The 21,867-nt window shown below is 58.7% G+C and carries 13 protein-coding genes; 4 read left to right on the top strand and 9 right to left on the bottom strand.

Annotation, left to right across the window (positions count from 1 at the left end):
* Nucleotides 1-87: 87 nt before the first annotated feature.
* A complete protein-coding gene (hldE, locus tag GHN92_RS07885; RefSeq protein WP_095000925.1) occupies nt 88-1,509 on the bottom strand; it encodes a bifunctional D-glycero-beta-D-manno-heptose-7-phosphate kinase/D-glycero-beta-D-manno-heptose 1-phosphate adenylyltransferase HldE in 1,422 nt (473 codons plus the stop codon).
* 167 nt (nt 1,510-1,676) lie between these two features.
* Nucleotides 1,677-3,485 (bottom strand): lipid A export permease/ATP-binding protein MsbA, encoded by a 1,809-nt coding sequence (gene msbA / locus GHN92_RS07880; RefSeq protein ID WP_153379845.1) that lies wholly within the window; start codon nt 3,483-3,485, stop codon nt 1,677-1,679.
* A 157-nt stretch (nt 3,486-3,642) separates the two neighbouring features.
* On the opposite strand from msbA, the gene GHN92_RS07875 reads away from it, so the two are divergent.
* Both GHN92_RS07875 and GHN92_RS07870 read left to right on the top strand, forming a co-directional pair.
* Entirely contained in the window at nt 3,643-5,508 is a 1,866-nt protein-coding gene (locus tag GHN92_RS07875; RefSeq protein WP_153379843.1) for a bifunctional O-antigen ligase/aminoglycoside phosphotransferase family protein, read from the top strand.
* A 2-nt stretch (nt 5,509-5,510) separates the two neighbouring features.
* Nucleotides 5,511-6,719, top strand: a complete 1,209-nt coding sequence (locus tag GHN92_RS07870) for an acyltransferase (protein WP_232527670.1) — start codon at nt 5,511-5,513, stop codon at nt 6,717-6,719.
* 14 nt (nt 6,720-6,733) lie between these two features.
* On the opposite strand, the gene GHN92_RS07865 is transcribed toward GHN92_RS07870, so the two are convergent.
* From GHN92_RS07865 to GHN92_RS07835, 7 genes are all read right to left on the bottom strand, one after another.
* On the bottom strand, nt 6,734-7,618 hold the full coding sequence (locus GHN92_RS07865; RefSeq protein WP_095000921.1) for a glycosyltransferase: 885 nt from the start codon (nt 7,616-7,618) through the stop codon (nt 6,734-6,736).
* Nucleotides 7,615-8,766, bottom strand: a complete 1,152-nt coding sequence (locus GHN92_RS07860; RefSeq protein WP_153379841.1) for a glycosyltransferase family 4 protein — start codon at nt 8,764-8,766, stop codon at nt 7,615-7,617. The genes GHN92_RS07865 and GHN92_RS07860 overlap by 4 nt, the downstream gene beginning before the upstream one ends.
* Nucleotides 8,763-9,647, bottom strand: coding sequence for a DUF6625 family protein (locus GHN92_RS07855; RefSeq protein ID WP_170943714.1), 885 nt, complete (start codon nt 9,645-9,647; stop codon nt 8,763-8,765). Before GHN92_RS07855 ends, GHN92_RS07860 begins: the two co-directional genes overlap by 4 nt.
* A gap of 63 nt (nt 9,648-9,710) precedes the next feature.
* Entirely contained in the window at nt 9,711-11,129 is a 1,419-nt protein-coding gene (locus tag GHN92_RS07850; protein WP_153379839.1) for a PIG-L deacetylase family protein, read from the bottom strand.
* A gap of 121 nt (nt 11,130-11,250) precedes the next feature.
* Entirely contained in the window at nt 11,251-12,147 is an 897-nt protein-coding gene (locus GHN92_RS07845) for an antimicrobial resistance protein Mig-14 (RefSeq protein ID WP_153379837.1), read from the bottom strand.
* Nucleotides 12,147-13,277, bottom strand: a complete 1,131-nt coding sequence (locus GHN92_RS07840) for a glycosyltransferase (protein WP_095000916.1) — start codon at nt 13,275-13,277, stop codon at nt 12,147-12,149. Before GHN92_RS07840 ends, GHN92_RS07845 begins: the two co-directional genes overlap by 1 nt.
* A complete protein-coding gene (locus GHN92_RS07835) occupies nt 13,261-15,018 on the bottom strand; it encodes a carbamoyltransferase (RefSeq protein ID WP_095000915.1) in 1,758 nt (585 codons plus the stop codon). Before GHN92_RS07835 ends, GHN92_RS07840 begins: the two co-directional genes overlap by 17 nt.
* A gap of 259 nt (nt 15,019-15,277) precedes the next feature.
* Between GHN92_RS07835 and GHN92_RS07830 the strand changes: the two genes are divergently transcribed.
* Entirely contained in the window at nt 15,278-19,564 is a 4,287-nt protein-coding gene (locus GHN92_RS07830) for a membrane-targeted effector domain-containing toxin (RefSeq protein ID WP_153379835.1), read from the top strand.
* Between the two features lie 162 nt (nt 19,565-19,726).
* Complete coding sequence (locus GHN92_RS07825; protein WP_153379833.1) at nt 19,727-21,805, top strand: TonB-dependent receptor; 2,079 nt, start codon at nt 19,727-19,729, stop codon at nt 21,803-21,805.
* Nucleotides 21,806-21,867 lie beyond the last annotated feature (62 nt).

The raw sequence follows: 21,867 nt of genomic DNA, 5'->3' as shown, positions 1-21,867 counted from the left end.
CTCGCGATTCAGACAACTCGGTTTTTCAGTTACACCGAGTCGACCCGATCGCGAGCAAGCCCGCTCCCACAGGGGGTGTGCGGTCGATCACTGACCGCGAATTTTCTCGACAATGGCTGTGGTCGAGCTGTTTTCAACCAGCCCCAACACTTTAACCGTACCGCCATAGGCGGCCACGATATCGGCGCCAACCACCTGATCGATGCCGTAATCACCGCCTTTGACCAGCACGTCAGGCTTGACCTGAGCCAGCAGATTTTCCGGCGTGGCTTCAGGAAAGCTGATCACCCAGTCCACGGCGCCCAGACCGGCCAGTACCGCCATGCGACGGTCCACACTGTTGATCGGGCGACCCGGACCCTTGAGGCGACTCACCGAAGCATCATCGTTGACTGCAACGATCAAACGATCGCCCTGGGCCCGCGCTTGCTCCAGATAGGTCACATGCCCGGCATGCAAAATATCGAAACAACCATTGGTGAAGACGATTTTTTCGTTGTGCGCCCGCGCATCTTCGATGGCCAGCAACAGCTGATCGAGGCTCAGCACACCACGCTCCGACCCTTCTGAGCGCTGGATCGCCCGACGCAGTTCCGGCGCACTTATGGCTGCCGTACCCAGCTTGCCGACCACAATACCCGCCGCCAGATTGGCCAGGGCCACGGCGTGGGGCAGTTCCTCACCGGCAGCAATGGCTGCGGCCAGGGTTGAGATGACGGTATCGCCAGCCCCTGTTACGTCAAACACTTCTCGGGCACGGGCCGGCAGGTGCATGGCGGCAAAGCCCGGACGCAACAGGGTCATGCCATGTTCGCCACGGGTCACCAGCAAGGCACCCAGGTCCAGATCTGCCATCAGCTTGGCGCCCTTGGCCACCAGGTCGGCCTCGTCGGTGCAACCACCGACGATGGTTTCAAACTCACTGAGATTTGGCGTAATCAGGCTGGCGCCACGGTAGATCGAGAAATCCTTGCCCTTGGGATCGGCCAGCACCGGAATGCCCCTGGCACGTGCGGCCTGGATCAGCACCTGATGGTTTTTCAGGGCACCCTTGCCGTAGTCGGACAGCACCAGCACCTTGATGCCTTCAAGCAGGTTTTCAACTTCAGCGCCCAACGCCAGGGCGTCGGTGGCAAACGGTTCTTCGAAATCGATACGCAGCAATTGCTGGTGACGGCTCATGACCCGCAGCTTGACGATGGTCGGCTGGTGCGCAATACGCTGGAACAGTGCTCGAACACCCGCGCCCTTGAGCCGGTTGGCCAGGCTGTCGGCGGCTTCGTCGTCGCCGGTCACCCCCACCAGCGAGGCAGGTGCGCCCAGTGCAGCGATGTTGAGCGCAACGTTGGCAGCGCCGCCCGGGCGGTCTTCGATTTGCTCGACCTTGACCACCGGCACCGGCGCCTCAGGGGAAATCCGTGAGGTCCCGCCATGCCAATAACGGTCGAGCATGACATCGCCTACCACCAAGACAGGGGCTTGATCGAATCGCGGCATGGACAACTTCATGGACAACCCACATACAAAATGAACAGGGGCGCGATATTAACACAGGGTGAACGCAGGTCAGTTCACGGTATTAATCGCAGCGAATGAGAATCAGACATGAGCTACAAGACTCAAGATGAAGATTCCCCGTGGAGGCAGGCCTGCCTCCACAGGTATCAGTATAGGCCTCAGGCGATATCGCCGGAGACCTGAGGCGCATCAAGCCCCATCGAGTGCAAGCGTGCGTAGTAACCGTTTTGCGCCATCAGCTCGGCATGGGTACCGCGCTCGACAATCTGGCCCTGATCCATCACCAGAATCAGATCGGCTTTCTCGATGGTGGTCAGCCGGTGAGCGATCACCAGCGTGGTGCGACCTTTCATGACGTGGTCGAGTGCCGCCTGGATATGGCGCTCGGACTCGGTATCCAGCGCCGAGGTGGCCTCATCCAGGATCAGCAGCGGTGCGTTTTTGAGTAACGCCCGGGCAATTGCCAGACGCTGACGCTGACCGCCGGAAAGCAGCACGCCGTTCTCACCGACCTGGGTGTCCAGGCCTTGTGGCAATTGCTCGATAAAGTCCATCGCGTAAGCATCACGCGCGGCTTTTTCGATGTCGGCACGCGGGGCACCCGCCAGGTCACCGTAGGCAATATTGTTGGCCACGGTATCGCTGAACAGGGTCACATGCTGGGTTACCTGGGCAATATGACGGCGCAGGTTGAGCAGACGGTAATCTTCGATTTCAACGCCATCGAGCAGAATTTCGCCCGCTGTGTGGTGATAGAAACGCGGGATCAGGTTCGCCAATGTCGACTTGCCACTGCCGGAACGCCCCACCAATGCCACCATTTGCCCCGGTTCGGCCGAAAAGCTCACGTCCCTGAGCACCTGACGGTCGGTGTCCGGGTAGGTGAAGCTCAGATTGCGCACTTCCAGACGGCCAGTGACGTGGTCGCGCTCAACAGTGCCGGTATCGACCTCCGGTTTCTCATCCAGCTGTTCAAAGATGCTTTCGGCACCCGCTACACCCTTCTGGATCGTCGAGCTGACTTCAGACAGCTGACGAATCGGCTTGGGTAACAGGCCGGCCAGGGTAATGTAGGCGATCATGTCGCCAGGCGACGAGTCACCACGAAGGTAAAGCACCAGGAACATCAGGATGCCCATAGCTACATAGATGACCAGTTGCAGCATCGGGGTATAGATAGCCCCGGTGCGGGTCATGCGCAGTTGCTTGTCGGTGTTGCTCTGGCTCGCCTGCAGGAAGCGCTTGCGCTCATACGCCTCACCGCCAAAGCTGCGCACAACGCGGTAGCCCTGGATGGTTTCCGAGGCAACGTGGGTTACGTCACCCATCGCAACCTGAATCTTCTTGCTTTGCTTGCGGAATTTTTTGCTGGCTGTGCTCACCATGACCGCAATCAGTGGCAAGATCGCGACCATAACCAGCGTCAGGCGCCAGTTCATCCACAGCAACGAGCCAAACAGGAACACGACTGTCATGCCTTCACGGATCACCACCTTGATCGCATCGGTGGCAGCACCGGTGACCATGGTCACGTTGAAGGTAATACGGGAGATCAGATGGCCCGAGTTGTGCTTGTCGAAATAGCGGTTGGGCAAGACCAGCAGGTTGTTGAACAGCTGAACCCGCAAGTCGTGTACCAGGCCCAGGGAGACCTTGGCCAGGAAGTAGTTGCCCAGGAAGGATCCCAGGCCCTGCCATGCGGCGATCAACACAATCAGGATCGGCACGACCTGCAACAGGCGCAGATCACGCAAATAGGGAACGGAAGGAAACAGCACTGCGTCCGGATTGGACAGGCCATCGACGAAATACTTGAGGATGTAACCAAGCATTGGCTGGGTCGAAGCGAAAATAAGAAACCCGACGATACTCAGCAGGAACAGGCCGACATAAGGCCGGACATAGCTGAGCAGGCGCAGATATATCTTCAAGCTCGATTCGCTTGTGCTGGGGCTGGATTCGGTCATATCACGCGGCGGTTAGTAAAAAAGGAAGCTGACTTTATCACAGCTTCTCTGGTGTACTGACTGCCGCTTGTAGCCCGGCCTCGTGGGGCAGTAAAAACGACACTACAGGGCCAGTGCGCTAGTATGGCCGTCCAAAATCTGGAACGAACCTTTCAGCATGCAATTGAGCTACTTAAATTATTCAAAACAACGGGTGTTTGATTTCATTTGCCTATGGCTGCTGCCTGTCGGCCTTTTATTACTTTTATCCGACCTTTATTTTCTGCCTGGACGAAGCCTGCATCACAAACTGTATTACGGGCTGTTCAGCATTCCGACCCTGATTGCCCTTGTCTTGCGGCCCAAAGAACTCAGGGACATCTTGCGTGAACCGTTGATCGCAGGCTTCCTGCTGTTTGCTGCCTGGGCCATGGCCAGCCTGATCTGGAGCAACACCGAGGAGAGCGTTCTCGGCCTGCTCAAACCCCCGCTGCACCTGTTCATGCTGTTCGCGGGCGGTACCTTGCTGGTCAAATACCGCAGTGACAGCCTGCAGCCGGTCATTTTTGGTGCTGCAGTCATTGCCCTGGTCGCCACCCTGTACAACCTGTACATGTTCTACCCCAACAATGATCCGGACATGCGGATGATCGGAGCCGGTGCGTTCGACAATCCGCTGCTCAGCTCCCATGCATTCGGGTTCTTTTGCATCTACTGGCTAACCCTGGGCATGACCTGCAAGCGCCCGCCAGTCCTGCTTGCCGCCATTCCCGGTTTTGTCATCATGTTCATCGCGCTGATCGCCACCGGCTCCAGAACTCCACTGGTGGCCATCGTGATGGCTATGGTCTGGCTCAGCTTCATCTGCTGGAACCGGCGCTCGCTGGCCCTGATAAGTATGCTGGCCATCGGCAGCGTGGTGGTGGCGGCACTGTTCTGGGACATGCTCGTCGGCCGTGGCAGCTCGTTCCGCTTTGAACTGTGGCAAATGGCGCTGGACTTGATCGCGCAAAACCCGTGGATCGGCCATGGCTATGACGCGCACTTGTCCCTGACGCTGTCAGAGCACCCCGAGTACCCCCTGAGCGAGCCCCATAATTTTTTCCTGGGGGTACTGTTCTACGTCGGTTTGCTCGGCCTGCTGCCCTGGTTGTTCATGCAGGCCTGGGGCCTGTACAGCAGCTGGCGTCACCGCGTGCAGCCGTTGTTCATCCTGGCCTCCGCCTGGCTGGTATACGGTATCGGTGCCGGCCTGACCGAGGGTGGAGGGATCATCTCGCGCCCCAAGGAACACTGGTATCTGCTGTGGATCCCGCTGGCCCTGATCGCCGCACTGAATATCGGCCTGCGCCTCAAGACCCTGCGCGACAGGCCGGTTCACCGCCTGTCCGATGCCGCCTTCAATACCCTTGCCAGCCATGCCCAGGTGATTGAAGAAGATGGCTTGGGCCCCAAGGTGCTGCGCCTGCAAAACGGCAACTTCCTCAAGTTGTTCCGCGCACGCCGCTGCTATACCTCGGGCAGCTTCAACCCTTATTCGGAACGTTTTGCCGTCAACAGTGAGCGCTTGCAGGCGATGGGCATTCCCGCGCCGAAAATCCTCGACCTGTTTCAGTTGCGCAATGGCAGCACTGCCGTGCTGTACCAACCACTGCCCGGCCAGACCCTGCGCCAGGTCATGCAGTCGATGGGTTCGCCGGCCATGCGCCAGGCCCTGGTCGAGCGCTTCGGCAAGTTCCTGGCGATCCTGCATGACAAGGGCGTTTACTTCCGCTCACTGCACTTGGGCAATGTGTTGTTGATGGACGATGGCGAGTTCGCCCTGATCGATATCGCCGACATGCATCTTTATCCTTCGGCACTGCGCATAGCCCTGCGCCAGCGCAACTTGCGGCATATGCAACGCTACCCCGAAGACCGTCGCTGGCTGTTCGAAGAGCAACTGCCCGAACTGCTGCAAGGTTATGCCACCCTGGCTCCCGCCCCTGCCGTTACAAGCCTGCGCAACCAGGTTATGGCACTTGCTCAAACCAACGCGCCTTGAGCCTGGACAGCAGTAACCCCTTGTGGGCGGTGCTGGCCTATGGCCTGGCGATCATGACGTCAGCATTGCTGCTGCGGTGGTCGCCGACCATCCAGCGCAATCTGGAGCACTCAGCTCAAGGCCGCTATAGCAGTGTTGATGGCTTGCGCGGCTATTTGGCCTTTGGTGTGTTCATTCACCACACCGCCATTACCTGGGTGTTCCTGCATACCGGGGCATTTGAAATGCCCTCGACCCGGTTCTACGCCCAGATCGGCCTGGCCAGCGTGGCCTTGTTTTTCATGATCACGGCCTTTCTGTTCTGGGGGCGTTTGCTCGAGAAAGGCCGTGAATACGACTGGCTGGCCTTCGCCGTGTCCCGGGTTTTCCGCCTGTACCCGCTATATTTGCCGCTGATGCTGCTGGTGATTGTCAGCGTGTTCTACATCCAGGACTGGACACTCAAGGACACCCCGCTGGAGATTGCCGGCCAGATACTGGCCTGGCTGTTTTTTGATCGCCCGGACATCAATCAATTCCCGCAAACCGGCGGGCTGATTGCCAACGTCACCTGGACCCTGAGCTACGAAGTGTTCTTCTATATGGCGTTGCCGCTGTTCGGGATGGTGTTTCTGTACCGCAGCGACTGGCGACAGACTGCACTGTGCCTGATCGCCATCTATGCGCTGTATCAGGTGGTAGGTTGGGAGCACTCGCTGAAAAAGCACATTCTGATGAGCTTTCTCGGTGGCGTGGCCGCGGCGTACTGGGTACGCACGCCCAGGCTGCTGGCCTGGAGCCGGACGCCCGTTGCAGGGGTCATTGCATTGGTTGTGCTGATGGCCGTGCTGACCCTGTTCCGCAAGAGCTTTGCGTTCTTCCCGCTGCTGTTGCTTACCCTGGCGTTCTCGATCATCGCCTCCGGGCATACGCTGTTTGGCGCATTGGCCAAGCGCAGCATTCGCTGGATGGGTGAAATCAGCTACAGCACCTACCTGTTACACGGCTTTCTGATCTGGCTGATGTTGCAACGCCTGCCACTGGGGCTGCCACTGGATACCAGAGAGCCGCTGGTGTTCCTGCTGCTGGCGGCCCTGAGCAGCTGCCTGTTGATTGTGCTCAGCAGCCTGAGCTTCCTCTACATCGAGAAGCCGGGCATGGCCGCAGGCAAAAGGGTTGTGCGCCGACTGCGCCGGCGTACCCGGACAACCTCACAGGTCGAGCCGGAATAACCCCTCGCACGCCGTCAGTCTTTTTCCAGGGGTGAGAAATACAGCCGCCCCAGCCCACGCCAGGTTTTGCCCGTCCAGCGCTTGAACGGAATCTGCGCCAACAGCTCGCGAGCCAGGGCACGATTGCGGTTGGCCGTTTTCAGGAACATGGAATTGAGGAACTTGTAGCGCACCTCGTCGTACAGCGGGTGATCGCTGAACTGGGCATAAATGCGCAGAATGCTGTCGATCATGAACCGGTGGTTCTTGTACGAGTTGGTCGCGTGCTTGCGATAGCGCGCCATCACTACGTTCAGGCCGTCGATAAAGTACCCGGCATGGGTAATCTTCAGCTCGATATACAAGTCTTCCAGGCGAATGCTCGGGTCAAACCCCCCTACCTTGTCCAGTGCTTCACGGCGGATCATCAGGGTCGGCGCAGGCGGATACGGTTTGCGCTCCAGGAACATGTCATCGAAGTCCAGGCGCCGGAACGGTACATCACGGCGCTGGCGTTTTTCCGGGAACAGGTTGCCATTGGCATCGATCAACTCGATATTGCCCGCGCAAATCCCCACTTCCGGCTTGCCATCCATGTAGGCAACCTGCACCGCGATACGGTCCGGCATCATGATGTCATCGGAACCGAAGGGCACGATCAGGCTGCCCTTGGCCCGAGCAATCGCACCATTGAGGGTATTGGTCAGGCCCTGGTTCTGTTGCACTCGAAAGTCGAAACCATGTACCGCCTGCAAACGCTGGATACGCTCCACGCTGTCATCAGGCGAGCCGTCATCGATCACCAGCAATTCGATATTGGGATAAGTCTGATCCAGAACGCTCTGGATGCTTTGTTCTATGTAGGGCCCGTGGTTGTAGGAGGCGATGATCACCGTCACCAGGGGTTGCAAGTCAGTCATGGGTATTCCTTACGGGCCTGGCGCAGGCCCGAGTCGATCAGGTCCAGATACTCCTGGCGGAATACCTCAATGTCGTGGTTTTGCTGCAAGTAGCGGAACGCCTGCTCGCCCTTGGCTCGCAAAGCGTCGTCCGACAGGGCCAGGTACTCGTCCAGCGCTGCGGTGAGCGTTGCCACGTCGCTGGGCTTCACCGCCAGGCCGCCCGCCCCTTCAATCAGCGGCAGCATGGCCGGTACATTGCTGGCGATCACCGGCAAGTGCCCACTCATGCCTTCGAGCAGCGCCAGCCCCAGGCCTTCGGCCAGTGAAGGCATGGTCCAGATATCAAAGGCACGCACGTACTGCAGGGCGTTCTCCTGGAAGCCCAACAAATGCGCACGACCATCGAGCCCCAGTTGCCCGATCTGCTCGCGCAAACGCGACTCCTCGCGGCCGGCACCAATAATGGCCAATTGCGCGTTCGGGTATTTGTCTTTCAATGCCGCGAAGGCTTGCAGCAAAAAGCGGTGGCCCTTGATAGGCACCAGACGTCCCAGCGCGCCGATCATCCGCGCATCCTGATCGAGGCCGAGCTTTTCACGCGCCTGCTGGCGTGGCAGCTGCAGGGCTTCGGCCTGCTCGATATCGATGGCGTTGGTGATCGCGTAAGTATTGGCGTCGGTGAAACCGCACTGGCAGTCCAGCAGGTACTGTTTGACCGCAGGCGACACGCCGACAAAGCGCCAGTGCTTGTCGATCAGGCGCTTGGCCTGGCTGCGCCGGTAAAAACGGTCGTACTCGCCAAACCCGTGGGAAATACCCACGCACAGCGGGATTTTCAGCCAGCGGTTGAGCTGCAGCATCATGTTCACCGGCTTGAAGCGGTTGCAGATCACCACATCAAACTGCTCTTTGCGGCAGAACTTGTACAACGCCCACATGGCGCGCAACCGCATGCCCTTGAGCGACTTGTCGCTGAACTCGAAATACACCGAGTGGTCGGCCTTGCTCACTGGCTCGCCCGGCCCCGGGCGCCCACGCAAAAAGGCCGCCGTGATCTCGTAATGCTCACGGGGCAATGCGCGTACGATCTGCTCGGCGAGGTCGGCAAAGTCATGGGACTTGACGTTGTAGTCGGGCTGCAATTGCAAAACCTTGGAACGCTTCATAACTCTCCCCGGTGAAATCCGGTGGCATCAATAACCCAGGCAGGCTCTGCCGCCAGACGCTGGATTGCAACTGGATCGGGAGCAGGCAGCTTGGCCCACTCGTTACGCTTCCAACACACGAAGTGAAAGTAAGGAAAGGTGTGATCGCCGTCACGATCGTTTTTCAATATGCCGTTTTTCCAGAACCACTTGCCCGGGAAATTTTCCGTGCCGTCATGCCACTTAATGCAGCCGCCGGGGGTACTGAAGGCCTCGGTAAACTCACTGGTGCGACGCAGCGGGTTGAACTTGCCCACCAGCTCGAACAGCGGTTTGGGCAGGTTCTTGCGCCACAGGAAGATCCGGCTGAAGGCACCTTCATCCAGCGCATGATGCTGATTGTCAGTAAAGCGCTGCTGCCAGTCCTTTATCCGCATGAACAGCTCGCGCTTGCATGACGTATTGCGCATCAGGCACAAATGCCCCGCGACCCGGCGTTCGTGGGTTGAAAACAGGTCATAGCGGGCCAGCCGCTCGGCGGTGAAATAACTGCGCAGGTCTCCGTACACCAGATCAATATCGCCGAAGGCCCAGAAATCATAGCCCTGCAGACGATCTTCGTGGATATAGCCCAACGCCGGCTTGATATCGCACAGTTTATAAGCCTCTTTGGGTGCGAAATTGATCTTCAGGCGCTCAGAAACCTTACGGCAATAGTCGGTAAAGCTGATCGATTCAACGGTCACATTGGCCGGCAGATTTTCAGGTACCCCACAGTCGCTGAAAAATAGCCAGTTAATATCGGGATTGTGCCGACAGCTTTCTAGGAAAAACGGCATCCAGAACGGCCACCGGCCGAAGTACGGGATCACAAATAAAATACGCGGTGATGGTTTTATCACAGGGAACTCAATGTAAAGGTCGAGATTAGGGTCAATGCTATGACCGCTTTTTATATGTGCTTATTATTTTAGTTGCCAAAACAGCTCATGACGCCTGACGGCCTTGCGGAAAAACTCATTCTCACCATAAGGCGATGGCTTTCTGCCTGCCAGGAGTTGCTGTATCGATCGTCTAATCCTGCGCTTGAGCGCAGCCCGTGGCTGCAGGTCATGCATCATCCCCAGCGCCATGGCCTTGTCGCGTTGCTGTGCAAGGCTCAACGGCAGGCTGCAAGGGCGCAGGCAGAGCGTGGCATCGAACACCGGCGGCAAGGCAATGCCGTCACCGCTGTTACCCATCGGCCAGCGATCGTTGTCATGCAGGTGGTTGGCGTAGCCGAGCATCGTGGTCGGCTGCCACTCCAGGCCTTCAAGGGCCTCGATGACAGCGTCATGGGCACAGATATGGTCCGGGTGCGGGTCGATTGACGGGTGCGGAAGCACGATCACTTCAGGGCGCGCGCGCAGAATCAATGCACGCAAGTCGGCCAGCAGGTTATGCCAGGTCGGCGCGCCGTCCTGATCGGCGGGCAACGGGAACGGGTTGAATTGGCGGAATACGCGAATGTCGCTCAAATCGGCCTCGCGCGAGGCCATCGGCTGATCGGGAGCGCCCTGCATGGCGGGCAATTGCAGGCAAAAATAACCCAATTGCGCGCAATGGGCTTCAGGCACCCCGGCCCAGCGCGGTACGACCATGCTGTCCCAGGCGCGCAAACGGCCCTTGAGGCGGGCGGCCTCTGCCCGTGGCAGGCCCATTTGCTGATAATGCCCGGCTTCGATTTCGCCAGCGGTCAGGGTCACGATCCAGGCTTCTTTGGCCTGGCTGTACAGGCCAAACGCGGCCAGCTCTGCATCATCGGCGTGGGGCGCAACAACCATGATCCGCTGCTGGCGATAATCGGGTTGACGGAAAATCCGCAGTTCAGGTTGGCCCAAAACGCGGCAGTAGCGCCCGCGCACACGCAACTGCCCCGCGACCAGCGCCTGCGCACAACCACTCACGTTCAGGTAGCGCTGGCCATTCACGCCACGCTCGAAAGTTTGCCGGTCCGCCGACTCGCCACCCGACAGTTGCACATACGGGTCAACAAAGCGTCCCAGCCAGCCACTTTTAACCTTGACCTCCAGGATCAGGGTTTCATCTCCCGCCAGTTGCAGCGGCTGCTCCGCTACCAGCTTGTCGCCCTCAAGGCGCACCGCCGGCTGCTCGCTGCCGGCCGGGAAGCTGTACTGGTAATCGTCCTTGGGCGAATAGAACAGATGATCGGCAAACCATGCTTCATGGGCCACCCAGCCCAGCACCGCCAACACCGGTGGCAACCACCAGGCCAGCAACACGCCACTGGCAATCAGCACCAGCAGGCCGATCAGCAGGCCAATACGCTTGTTGCGCCGATGACGCTTGAGAAGTTGCTGTTTGCGCGAGGCGGGTTGGCTCATGGCTAGGCTCTTGTGATTGATCTCCCGTGGGAGCGAACCTGTTCGCGATGCAGGCACTGCGGGATGTTAAAAAACGCAGTGATACCATCGCGAGCAAGTCCGCACCTACAAGATTTGTGTTTCAGACTTTGAACACGGGCACCGGGTTGCACCAACGCTCTTTGTATTCACGGTCGGCGCGGCCGAACGAGAAGCGCAAAGGCTTGTTGAGACTGCGGGCCTGCTCCCAGGCAGATTGGGTATTGATAAAACTCAACACGCTGCCAGGGCTGAATTCACGGGTCTGAGGGTCAACACCGCCATTGACGTACTCGACACTGATCCACTCGGGCGACTCAGCGCGGTACACCAATTGAATCGCTATCGGCGCATCGTTGAGGAAAATCACCGAGCCGATCAACAGCTCGCGCAACAGCTCGATGACCTCGGCCATCCGCTCGGCCCCTGTGGCAACAAAGCCCCAGCGGCGCAAAAACAGATCGCAGTATATGCTCGCCAACTCAGCACTGGAAAACTCCGATACCGGGCGCACAACACCGCCCGCCTCTTCCAGGAGGCGCAGTTCGCGGCGCTGGTTGTAGCGGAATTTTTTCGACAGTTCTTCCGGCGTGCGAGCCATGGCCAACTGCTCGGTTTGCAGTACCAGGTTGCTGAAACGACCTTCATTGAGCTGCGACAGATACCGCCCACGATGACGCAAAGGTGCCGCCGCATCGGCAGCCGCCGGCAGAATCAGCTCGGCATTGCCCAGATCGAACAAGCCTTTTTTGCCATGACGCTTGAGCACGTCCTTGGACAAGGCCAGATCGCGCCCCCAGGTCGGGATAGCCGCTTTCAGCTTGCCGACCTGCTCCCAGGCAAGATAACGCACAGGAATACCGGCCAACTGCGCCAGACGTTCAACGACCATCGGGTGGGTAGCGACGCTGCCGCCAAAACGCTGCCAGGCATCGGCATAAGTGCCGGAATCCACAACGCTCCAGCCGCGCTCACGCCAGCCTTGAAATCGATTGAGCATCAGGACTCCGCAATCAGGTCGGTGACTTGCGCCAAGTGCCAGAAGGTATTGCGCACCGCCCGATCACTAAAACGTTCGTGCAAACGCTCAAGCATCAGTTCGGCGCAGGCCATGCGCTGCTCATCATCGAGTTGAGCCAGGTGCTGCAGGCCCTGGGCCAGATGCTCGGCATCGCCCAGCGGGAACAAAATCCCCACGCCCTCGACCACTTCTTTGGCGCCGCCACAGGCCGTTGCCAGCAACGGCACACCGGCAGCCATAGCCTCAAGCAGCACCATGCCAAACGGTTCGTGATCAGAGCTCAACGCAAACACGTCAAAGGCCCTGAAATAGCGGCGTGCATCAGGCACCTGGCCCAAAAACAGCACCTGATCGCCGATCCCCAGCTCATTGCTCAGCTCTTTGAGATCCTCCTCCAGACGCCCCTTGCCCATAATGACCAGTTGGCTGTCAGTCGGCAGATTGGGCAACGCCAGGGCAAAACCGCGAATCAGCGTGGCCTGGTCCTTGTCCGGATGCAGGCGACCGACGTTGCCGACAATAAAGCCATCGACCGACAGCCCCAACGCTTCGCGCGCCGGGGTGCCAGACAATTGCCCGGCCTGGACCGCATCGATATCGATACGGTTATAGAGCGTGTTGATACGCCCGGCTGGCCACTTGGGCAGGCACTTGCGCATGTCGTCACGCACCGCGTCGGAAACACCGAGCAGGCTCAGGCGCTTGCGAAACAGGTGGGCAAACAGCTTGCGGCTGCGACGCTGATAATCGCCAAACGCATGATGCACGCCGATCACCGGCAAACCGGTGGCCAACAAGGCGATATAAATCGGCTTGAAGCGGTGGGCGATGCAAAAACTGAAATTGCGCGAGGCTGCGATCTTGCGCAGCCTGGCGATGGCACCCAGCTTCAGGCCACGAATGGCCCTGGAGCTGAATTCCATAAAGATCACTTCATCAGACGCACAGCCTGCTGCCACTTCAGGGTCGGTTGCCCCGGTCAGGAAGACCGTGGTGACCTTGTACCCGGTACCGGCAAACAGGCTCGCGTACTGGCGCGCACAGTCCAGGAACGGCCCGTCATAGCCGTGGCAGAACTGCAGCACATGACGCTCAGTCGAGCGATTCATAAGTCTCGGCGCCGTCTTTAACCACCAGGATGTCTTCCATGATCAGGTACTGCAGATCGGAACCGAAGAACATGTTCAGCGCGTCAGTCGGCGAGCAAACCATAGGCTCGCCACGACGGTTAAGCGAAGTGTTCAGCGAAACGCCGTTACCGGTCAGCACTTCCAGCGCCTTCATCATGTCGTAATAACGCGGGTTGTATTCGCGCTTGAGCACCTGGGCGCGGGAAGTACCATCTTCATGGACAACCTCCGGCACGCGGGTCTTCCACTCTTCAGCCACTTCGAAAGTGAAGGTCATGAAGGGTGCCGGGTGATCGACCTTGATCATCTGCGGGCCTACGGTGTCGAGCATCGACGGGCAGAAAGGCCTCCAGCGCTCGCGGAACTTGATCTGTTCGTTGATGCGGTCTGCCACGCCTTCGCTGCTCGGGCAACCGATGATCGAGCGACCGCCCAATGCACGCGGGCCGAACTCCATGCGCCCCTGGAACCACGCTACCGGGTTGCCATCGACCATGATCTTGGCGATGCGCTCCGGGGTGTTTTCGATGCGGCGGTAGGCAGGTTTGCCAGGGTGACGGGCACAGGCCGCGATCACGTCTTCGTTGCTGTACGCAGGGCCGAGGTAGACGTGTTCCATCTTCTCGACCGGCACGCCGCGAGCGTGGGATACATACGCCGCTGCACCGACTGCGGTACCGGCATCACCGGACGCAGGCTGTACGAACAGTTCTTTGACTTCCGGGCGGGCAATGATTTTCTGGTTCAGCTTCACGTTCAACGCGCAGCCGCCCGCAAAGGCAATTTTGCCGGTTTCCTTGAGGATGTCGCCCAGGTAGTAGTCGATCATCTGCAGCGACAGTTTTTCAAACAGCGCCTGCATGCTGGCTGCGTAGTGGATGTACGGCTCGTCGGCGATATCGCCTTCGCGCTTGGGGCCCAGCCACTCGATCAGTTTTGGCGAGAAGTAGAAGCCCTTGCCGTTCTCTTTGTAGCGACGCAGACCGATCACGTTGGCGTATTCGGTGTTGATCACCAGTTCGCCGTTTTCGAACGAGGCCAGACGCGAGAAGTCGTATTTGCTGGCGTCGCCGTACGGCGCCATGCCCATGACCTTGAATTCGCCATCGAGCATCTCGAAACCGAGGAACTCGGTGATTGCACCGTACAGGCCACCCAGGGAGTCCGGGTCGAAGAACTCCTTGATCTTGGTGATCTTGCCGTTTTCGCCGTAGCCGAAGAAGGTCGTGGCGTACTCGCCCTTGCCATCGATGCCCAGGATCGCGGTTTTCTCTTTGAAACCCGAGCAGTGGTAGGCGCTGGATGCGTGAGCCAGGTGGTGCTCGACCGGTTCGATCTTGATTTTCTTCGGGTCGAAGCCCAGCTGCTCAAGGCAGAACACGATCTTGTTGCGGTAGCGCTTGTAGCGCCGGTTGCCCATCAGGATCGCGTCAAGGGCGCGGTCCGGGGCGTACCAGTAGCGCTTGGCGTAGTGCCAGCGAGCCTTGCCGAACAAGCTGATCGGAGCGAACGGGATCGCCACCACGTCAACGTCGGAAGGTTTGATACCCGCTTGTTCAAGACAGAATTTTGCGGACTCGTAGGGCATGCGGTTCTTTGCATGCTTATCGCGTACGAAGCGCTCTTCTTCAGCCGCCGCTACCAGCTTGCCGTCGATATAGAGGGCTGCGGAGGGATCATGGCTAAGGGCGCCGGACAGGCCAAGAATCGTCAATGCCACTGGATTAGCCTCTTTTGAATGCAGGCAGGCGGCGGGCGCCTGAAAAAATGATGCGTTCCTCGCAGTTCGAGAAACAGCTAAAGAGCGGGATTATAGCGTAAAGACGCCCGCAGTGACCCTGCACGATTTGCCACGCCCTATTGCGCGCCCTCATCTGCAAAAAAATCGCCGGGCCACATATATGTAGCCCTAACACCCGAACGTTTTGGGATTTCCTGTGGATACACCGACGTACGCGTCAATAGACAGGAACGACCCCATGCCCAGTGCACTCGCTAACCTCAAAGACGCAGAGCGCGAACTGCTCGTGCTGCGCAATGCCTTGCCCAACCTTGATCTGTCGCTGGATCACTGCCTGCGGGTATTTTTTCCGCGGTTGCCCGCTGACACCTGCACCGACTTTCTTTTCATCAATGAAGAGATCGCAGCCCAGCCTGGCCAAAACCCCACTATCTCCAGCCAGTCGGTGACTGCCCTGATAGACCAGTGCTACCTGACCGGCCAGATCCCGACCTTCGTACAGGGTGCCACCCGCGTCTACAACTACGCCTATACCCTTGACGAGGAGGATCGAACGGCCGGGGTATCCGCCCCTGAACTCGAAAAATACCTTGAGTTTGTCGTCCGCTCCCCGCAGTTGTGTGTGAGGGATGCCCTTAACGACTTCTGGCGCACACCCCACAAGGACCTCAATGGGCAAGCGCCCAAAGACTGGCTGTCGCAATTTGCCCACAGGCTGATCCGCGCAGAAGCCTCCGTGCGCCACGAGGACAGCACCTTCAGCCCCACCGCCCTGGACATGATCAATCAGGTACTCCCTGATGCCAGCCCATCTCCCGCGCCAAAAACACCCGGCCCCTACGGCTTTTACACGCTGGCACTCAGCGGTCGTCTCATGCAAAGGGCTGCAGTGCTGCACGGCGCCTTCGTGATTACCACGAAACACCTGCCCCTGATCTCAGCCAACGCGCAGGACAAGCGCACTGCCCTGGACCCCACCCCGCGGCCTTCAGTGCTTTACCTGCCGAACACTGGCCTGGAAGTGTTCGATTCACTCGCAGCCCTCAGCCAGGAACTGACGACCCGGCTCAACGATCCTTACCAGCGTGAAACACTGCTCACGTGCGTACTCACCGAAGATCGGGAGCGCGCCCTGGCCCATGAGCAAGTCGACTACAGCCCGGTTGCAGACAGCGCCATAGCTACCGTCTTCAGCGATCAATTGATCAACAAACAAAAAAGCGACATGCACCATGCCTGGTCGGTGGCACGCAATCTCAAGCAAGACACATCCCTCGATCAGCTATCCGACTGCGTCGACCAATCCCTGGCTGCAAGCCTGCCCCTAAATCCCGCCAACATACTGCGCGGGCGCTATACCCGATTGCTGGAAAGCCAATTGCCCGACTGGTTGAAGACTGCTTCAGACAGCCAAAAAACCCAGTGGCGGCTGGCCGTTGAGCGCCTGAATCACGAGCGCCTGGCGGCAGAATCCGATGACGCCCAACCCCTCAGCGAAATCGGCCGCAAACATACACTGCTGGGTTATGCCCGCCTTCAGTTACAGCAACAGATCAAAAAAGACCACGGCATAGACGTCGACCCGGACGAGATCTTCATCTCGACCACTGAAGCCCTGCGCACCGGCCCTTTGATCAACCCTGTCAGTGGTTCCGGGTTTCCTGCAGGCATGAGCCTGGGCAGAACCGGGCCGATCATCAGTTACCACACCACACGCCGTAGCCTGAGTGAGCTGGCGCTGTCCAATGTCGGTATCTGGGACGTCACTTTCGCCCTCACTGCACAAGTCAAGGATGGAGCGGGCCAGAAACATGCCGTGCTGACCAGCAGCTATCTGAAAACGCTGGTGCGCCAGCTGGATATTGGCGAGCGCTACAAAAAAAATCTCAAGGAGCTACTGGTCAACTCCAGCCAGGCCCAATGGCGCAAGGAGCGCTATGTCGCTTTTAAGCAGGCACAACTGAACCTGGACTTGCTTGAAGCCACGCTGGCGGGTGCGCTGACCACCCAACAGGTGTCATGGGTCAGGGCTGCGCTTGAGCAGCCCGTAGAGAACAACCGTGCACAAATCAACGGTGAGCAGGTCAAAGTCCATCTGCTGATGTTGCGCTATAAACCACTACCGGGTTTGCTGGTGTTCAGCGCCACCGGCTCCGGGCAACTGCTGTGCTACACCCCCGGCGGGCCTGAGAGCCGCTGGTTCCTGGTTGCCAACTCACGCAACGAGCTGGGCCAGATCCTGTCACGGCCTATTTGGCGAGCCTATGTGATGCGCCACGTCACACCGGCGCAACAGCCGTATATCAAGCCGCTGTTGGAGCGGGGACTGAGCGAGGCCAATCTGCAACTGCAGGGCATCAGCCATGACCTGTTCGAAGCGTCCTACGACACCGAGGCCTTGCACGCCATCCGCGATGCTGACGAGCAGTCGACTTCTACCTGGGAAAGCAACGTAAACACTGCCAAAGAGGCCGTACTGACGGCAATCGACATCCTGTCTTTCGCATTGCCCACCCGAGTGCTGCTGCCCATCGTACTGGCGCGGTTTATCGCTCAGATCATCAGAGGCCTTGATGCCCTGCAGCGCGACGAAAAACACGAAGCTCTGCTGCACTTTATGGAGTCCATCACCTACCTGACTGACGGCGCCTCGGACTTTACCGGCTCAGCCGTATTCGGCAATTCGATACGTCAACGCGCAAAACAGCCCGTACCCTCGTTGAGCCCCGCTGCTGCCAGCCATTATCCCGGTGCCAGGCTCAGGCTGCGCACGGGGGATGAATACGGTGCAGGTGTGTATGAAGCGCCCACTGCCAATGGTCAGACCGCCTGCTACACCAAAAACAGAAACGGCAGGTTCTATCGCAGCCAGTACGACAACCTGGACAACACCTGGCGCGCACTGGATGAGCGCAAACCCAACGCACCGTACAGCATCCCCTTGCGCGAACTCTCGGCCGGGCAATGGGATGTCGATCCAACAACCCCTTTGCTCAAACAAAAGCCCGGCATTGAAAGGGTAATCGACAACGCGCGCGTCAGAGGCGTCGATCTCAGCCGCTACACCCCTGACGAGCAGGGCATCTATCGCATAGACAACATGCGATATATCAAGCAGGACAGCGACGTGTTCGAAGTCTACAGCGGCTGGCTGGGCCGCAACTGGTACTTGCAACCGCAATCGAGTTCAAGCGCTGGCGCAAGCGCCAGCTTCAAGGTCCGGCGCACCGCAGGCCGCTGGCAAATCAAGCACAGGCTGGCGGACAACAGCAAACGCTGGGTACCTCTGACGGGGCATCTCACCGAGTTGCCTGGCGATGTGCCCCACCTCAAATACAGCGACTACGACATGCCCGCCGAGTACCAGGAAGCACTTCGGGACATCACCGAGAACCATCGTTCAGTACTCGATGGCATCACTGACTTTATGGATTTTGCGTCCGAGCGCAGCCTTGCCCACCGGGCATTCAAGGAGCTGCGGATCAAGTTGCTCGCGGATGCCAAGGCCTACTTCCTGACAAAACCTGCAAAACCCCGGGCCACCCGCCCGCAATTACCTGGCAACGTGCAGGAACAAGCGTTGATCAACCACCTGTTCGAGCAGTCAGATGGCATCGTGTGGGGTGAAACCCACTCTCACCAATCGAGTAAAAAGATCCTGATCGACAACATGGCCGAGTTTGCCAGACACGACGTAAAGGTCCTCTACATGGAGCACCTGCAAAGCGACCTGCACCAAAGCCTTCTGGATGACTACTTCCAAAGCGGAAAAATGCCGCTCAGGTTGAACAAATACCTTGAGGATCAGGATTTTGGTCATCAGATCAACCCCTCCAGCCGCCATACCTTCAGCCAACTGGTGCGCGAGGCCAGACGGCATGGCATCAGGGTTATCGCGGTTGACTGCTCGGCCAGTTACTACCCGAAAAGCACACCGAGCGAAACGCCCTGGCTAAACCGTTATGAAATGTTCAGCTACTTTGCCTCCCGTACGATTCGCGCTCATCAGGCCCAAAACCCAGGAGGCAAATGGATAGCCCTGACGGGCAACTCACATGCCAACACCTTTGAGGGCATACCGGGGCTGGCCGAACTTGAAGGGGCGATATCCGTGCGAGTATCGGATTCAGCCCCGGGCACCAGCCGCGGCTTGCGTCAGGACATCGGTGAAATCATCCCCGCGGATAACAAACATGCTAACTACCGCTTTTTGAAAAACGATTACTGGCTGCAAATCGACATTCCAGGCACAAAGCCCCATTTACCAGCCCTCTCCCCATCGCAAACCAATAACAGGCTACCGGCTCCGGGGTTCTTCCGCCTGGACAGCGCATCCCCTCAAGGCGCCCAGTTGATACATCGCTCAAATAACCACGAAATTGTGCATACCCCTTTGAGAACCGACGCCAATGGTCAGATTTTTATCGAACGTGAAAGCTGGCCAACCATCCACCAAAAACGCTACGACACCCTCAAAGACCTGATCCATGGCTTACAAGACATCAACATGACCCAAGTGCAATAACCCCGCGCCCGACGCTCATCACGTTCAAGACAGGGACGGCTCAGCGCGTCCTTGTCACTTGTTTTGCTGGATATCCGCACCTCAGCCGCTAAACTGCGCGCCCTCTGCTAGCCTCCCCCCGTCGCCCTGGACGGGTCGCGTCACACGGAACCCGATTTGCCCATGAAATATTTCACACCTGCTCACCTTGCCCTGTTACTGCCAGGCCTGTGCCTGGCACCTGTCGTCTGCGCCGAAACCCTGGAGCTGGATCCCAGTGTCATCACCGGCTCGCGCAGCGCCAGCCCGAGTTTTGACCTGCCGTACTCGGTGGACAGTATCAATCAGGAGCAAATCCAGGATGGCCAACTGGGCATCAATGCATCCGAGGTGCTGTCCCGTGTACCGGGGCTGGTGGTGCAAAACCGTCAGAACTATGCCCAGGACCTGCAAATATCTTCCCGTGGCTTTGGTGCCCGCTCGGCGTTTGGGGTGCGCGGCATCAAGTTGATTGCCGACGGCATACCGGCCAGCACCCCCGACGGCCAGGGCCAGGCTGCAACCTTCAACCTCGATACCGCCGAGCGCATTGAAGTGCTGCGCGGCCCGGCGGCAACCCTGTATGGCAGTAACGCCGGTGGCGTGATTCAAATGTTCTCCCGCGACGGCGATGGCCCGCCGCGCATTGGCGCCGAGACTCTGGTCGGCAGCGACGGCATGAGCAAGAACCACCTGACCGCCGAGGGCGCCACCGACGACGTCGGCTTTGTGCTTGATGCCTCACGCATGGACACCGACGGCTACCGCGACCACAGCGCCGCACGCCGGGACCAGACCTTCGCCAAGCTCAATCTCAAGCCCGACGAAGACAGCAAGCTGGCGCTGATCTACAGCAGCCTTGAGCAAAACGGCACACAGGATCCGCTGGGCCAAAGCTGGGAAGCCTACAAGGCCGACCCGCGCTCGGTAACGCCCAATGCCATTACCTACAACACCCGTAAGAGCATCGACCATCAGCAACTGGGCCTGAACTACGAGCGCTATATCGGTGACGCTACCCTGCAGGTCAATGCCTATACCGGTACGCGCAGCGTTATTCAGTATTTGGCGATTCCGCCCACAGCAGCCAGCAATAAACAGGGCGGCGGTGTCGTGCAATTCGATCGCAAGTTCTACGGCGGCAGCCTGCGCTGGATGCAACCGGTCTACGGTGTACCGGGCGATCTGACCCTGATTGGCGGCCTGGACTTCGATCAGAGCCAGGACAGCCGCCACGGTTATCAAAACTTTATCGGCAGTGAGCTGGGGGTCAAAGGCGCACTGGTGCGTGATGAAGTAGATACCGCCCGCAGTCTCGACCCGTATGTACAGGCCAACTGGGCGTTGGACAACTGGACGGTACAGGCCGGCTTACGCTACAGCACCATGGAGATGGACGTCGATGATCAATTTTTGAGCAACGGCGACGCCAGTGGCACCAAGCGTTACGAAAAGGCCACGCCATCCGTCAGCGTGATGTATGCCTTTACCCCCGAGCTGCATGGTTATATCAGTGCAGGCAAAGGCTTTGAAACGCCGACTCAGGCCGAACTGGCATACTCGCCCAGCGGCCAGGGCTTCAATTTCGGCCTCAAACCTTCCGAGAGCACCCAATATGAAATGGGCCTCAAGGCGCAGCTCAACAATACGCGGATCAATGCGGCCATATTCCAGATCACCACAGAAGATGAACTGGTGGTGCTGAGTAATACCGGTGGCCGTACGACCTACCAGAACGCCGGCCGCACCTTGCGCCGGGGCTTTGAACTGGGTGTAGAGAGCCAGCTCGCAGAACACTGGACCTCAACCCTCGCTTACACTCGCCTGCAAGCCACCTACGACAGCGACTTCGCCAGCACCAGCGGTACCGTAGACAAAGGCAACTACCTGCCGGGCGTACCGCAGACCACGCTGTTTGCCGAGGTGAACTGGAAGCCGGCCGACTGGGTCAGTACAGCTATTGAAGGCATGTACCGCAGCAAGGTATATGTGGAAGACACCAACACCGCCAGAGCAGCACCTGCTTATACCGTATTCAACTGGCGGGCGAAGTTTGAACAGAAGATCGAGCACTGGACCTTCCACCAGACCTTGCGTCTGGACAACCTGCTGGATCGTCAGTATGTGGGTTCGGTGATTGTCGGCGACTCCAACAGCCGCTACTACGAAGCTGCGCCGGGCCGCTCGTGGTATGCCGGAGCCGGGGCGCAGTACAGCTTCTGACAGCACGGGCACGCCCCTGTGGGAGCGGGCTTGCTCGCGAAGAGCATTCGCGAGCAGGCTCG

Source organism: Pseudomonas sp. FSL R10-2964 (assembly GCF_009600035.1).
Classification (GTDB): Bacteria; Pseudomonadota; Gammaproteobacteria; order Pseudomonadales; family Pseudomonadaceae; genus Aquipseudomonas; species Aquipseudomonas bubulae.
This window is presented reverse-complemented; position numbering and strand designations above follow the sequence as displayed.